A 3311-nucleotide genomic window follows, 5' to 3' on the forward strand; every position below is an offset into this window, starting at 1 on the left:
TACGCGAACAACCTTCAACCTCCCAACTCTCAACCTCCCAACCTTCACTACCCAAAACCTGGGTAGTGATTGGGGATGAGCCTATTGCTCCAGAACTAGCTCAGACTTTAGCTAGACTCGGTTGTGAATGTGCCACTAACGCTACTTGAGTGAAGTCAGCTTACCAATAACTTCCAATTATCAAGTCAGTTTTGCTAGCCCTGATAGTTAAAATTAGTGTACAGTATAGTTTTCACAAAAAACCAAATAATTACATTATTTATTTTTAGTTTTTGTCTAACTTTATTCATTGCGCTTAATCCAACACATCCTGAACAATTTTCTCAAAAAATTAATATTTTTTTCAGTAAATCAACGGTTCAAAACTCTCTGGATAAAACTAGTAACTTAGGAACTAACCTGAATGGAATTGCTGATTGGTCAACTGAACTTCCTTTCTTAGATGCCTTCAAATCCTCGAGACCATGGATTACTCAATGTGTCTCTGGAGAAACAGGCTGTAGTGGTTCGTGGGATACTGAGGAATACGATAAACTGGATTTAGACGAACAGGGCTGGGTTAAGTCTTTACCTGCTCCAGAAGCTCCTCCTGAATATACTCGTGTGGCTACACTACTTTTTACAGGGATGAAAAATTATCCAGCTGGAAAGTATGTGGTTTTATACGATGGAAAAGGCACTATAGAATATAAGTTTGATGCCACCAAAGATGAGGTAGCGTCAAGGCCAGGAAGAGATGTAATTAATGTAACGCCATCCGGGGCTAGTATCTATTTAATAATTACCGCTACGGATCCTAATAACACGGGTAATTATATTCGCAACATTCGTGTTGTTCAAGCTAAGTATGAATATACTTACGAGTCTGAACTTTTTAATCCGGAATTCATCAATAAAATTAAAAAATTTAAAGCCATCCGTTTTATGGACTGGATGGAAACCAATCATTCTAAGCAAAGGGAATGGGCAAATAGACCAAAAGTAGATGATGCCTCCTACGCTTACGGTAAAGGTGTACCTGTAGAAATCATGGTTAAACTAGCCAATCGAATTGGTGCTGATCCATGGTTTAATATGCCCCATCAAGCTACAGATGACTATATCACTAATTTTGCCCAAATAGTTAAAGATACCTTAGATCCAAATCTAAGGGTTTATGTGGAACTGTCTAATGAAGTGTGGAATTGGCAATTCCAACAAGCTAACTATGCCTTAGCTCAAGGTCAAGCTAGGTGGGGCAAGGATAAAGGAGATGCATACATGCAATGGTATGGAATGCGTACTGCTCAAATGTCTGATATTTGGAAAAATGTATTTGGTAGTGACAGCAATCAAGTTGTGTCTGTTATGGCTACCCATACCGTATGGCTTGGTTTGGAAAATGCTGCTTTGGATTGTCCTCTGTGGGTAGCAGAGGGTAATGCCCCTTGTTATCAACATAGTATTGATGCTTTTGCGATCGCGGGATATTTTAATGGCAGCTTAAACGCCGAAGAAAATGAAAGCACCATCGAGTCTTGGTTGAATGAACCCGATGGCGGAGTGTCAAAAGCGTTTAAGCAGATCAAATCCGGGGGTTTACTTCCCACAGAAGAAGACTATGAGAGTTTAAGTGATATTGATCAAATTTTTAACTATCATCACAAAGTAGCAGATAAGAGAAAACTACAGTTAGTGGTTTACGAAGGTGGTCAACATCTTGTCAAGTCCGATAATCAAAAACTAACTGAGTTTTTCATTGAGCTTAATAGACATCCAGAAATGTATAAAATTTATACACAACTTCTGAATGAATGGAAGAATCATGGCGGTGGCTTATTTATGCACTTTTCTGATATCAAGAAGCCGAGTAAATGGGGAAGCTGGGGGGCTTTAGAACATGTATACCAAAAGAGTTCACCCAAGTATGATGCCCTGATAGACTTTATCGATCAAAATTCCTGATCCTGTAAACTTCCCTAGAAAGCTGTACAAGGGTGAATCTGCTACAGTTTAATCTGGCTAAAATCTTTCACCCACAACGAGAGCGTTAGGGAAACAGCGTTTCAGTGCTACCTCTACGTTTCAATTCTTTGCCTCGTCCAAGAAAAGAGCTAAATTCTCAAAGCAGTTAAACGATGAACACTCTCTCAGCTGTAGAATACAAACCCCAAGGTGTGAAGCAAATTGGATTAGTTGTGATTGGACGCAATGAAGGTGAACGCCTACGTCAGTGTCTACTGTCTGTAATTAAGAACGCCGCTCGTGTGGTTTATGTCGATTCTGGCTCCACAGATAACAGTGTGGAAATCGCTCATTCTTTGGGGGTAGAAGTAATTGGACTCGACCTATCTAAACCGTTTACTGCAGCTCGTGCTAGGAATGCGGGATATATCTATCTTAAACATTTAGAGCCAAATCTTAAGTTTGTCCAATTCGTGGATGGGGATTGTGAGGTAGTAGCGGGATGGCTCGACTATGCTCAAGGGGAACTGGAAGCCAACCCTAATGTCGCTGTAGTCTGTGGTCGCCGACGAGAGCGCTTCCCTGAAAAATCTATATATAACCGATTGTGCGACATGGAGTGGGATACACCAGTAGGTGAAGCTTCCGCTTGTGGTGGTGATGCAATGATGCGCACAGAAGCTTTTGAACAAGTCGGAGGGTTTAATCCGACCCTAATTGCTGGTGAAGAACCGGAACTGTGCTTGCGGCTGCGCCAGAGGGGTTGGAAGATTTTTCGCCTAGATGCTGAAATGACTTGGCATGATGCCCAAATGACACGTTTTAGTCAGTGCTGGAAACGGTTCTTAAGAGCAGGTCATGCTTACGCTGAGGGAGCCTGGTTACACGGTCACACTCCAGAACGCCATTGGGTCAAAGAAAGCCGGAGCATTTGGTTCTGGGGGTTACTCTTACCTCTGTTAGTATTTGCGATCGCATGGCTCACCCATGGCTTGAGCTTATTGCTGTTGTTGGGTTACCCTCTGATGACTTACCGGATCTATCGTCATAAGTCCCAGACAGGTTTTAGCTCAACAGATGCTTTACTTTATAGTCTCTCTTGCATGATCGGCAAATTTCCTCAGGTTCAGGGTCAGATTCAATTTCACCTAAATCGATTGCTAGGACAGCGTAGTAACTTGGTTGAGTACAAAACTGTACTTAATAGTAACAGTTAGATATAGCAATTATCATAGCTATGAGGTAGACAATTTCTGGATTTTAGGGAACAGGGAACAGGGAACAGGGAAGAGAGAATAGGTAATAGGTAATAGGTAATAGGTAATAGGTAATAGGTGATAGGTAATAGGTGATAGGTGATAGGTAAC

2 protein-coding genes are annotated in these 3311 nt (G+C 41.4%); both read left to right on the forward strand.

Features of this window, described 5'->3' with window-relative positions; all coding sequences use genetic code 11:
* Window positions 1-216: 216 nt before the first annotated feature.
* On the forward strand, window positions 217-1944 hold the full coding sequence (locus F6J94_RS32095) for a cellulose-binding protein (protein WP_293047652.1): 1728 nt from the start codon (window positions 217-219) through the stop codon (window positions 1942-1944).
* A gap of 173 nt (window positions 1945-2117) precedes the next feature.
* A complete protein-coding gene (locus F6J94_RS32100; RefSeq protein WP_293025974.1) occupies window positions 2118-3161 on the forward strand; it encodes a glycosyltransferase in 1044 nt (347 codons plus the stop codon).
* Window positions 3162-3311: the final 150 nt, after the last annotated feature.

The sequence above is a fragment of the Moorena sp. SIO1F2 genome (assembly GCF_010672755.1).
Classification (GTDB): Bacteria; Cyanobacteriota; Cyanobacteriia; order Cyanobacteriales; family Coleofasciculaceae; genus Moorena.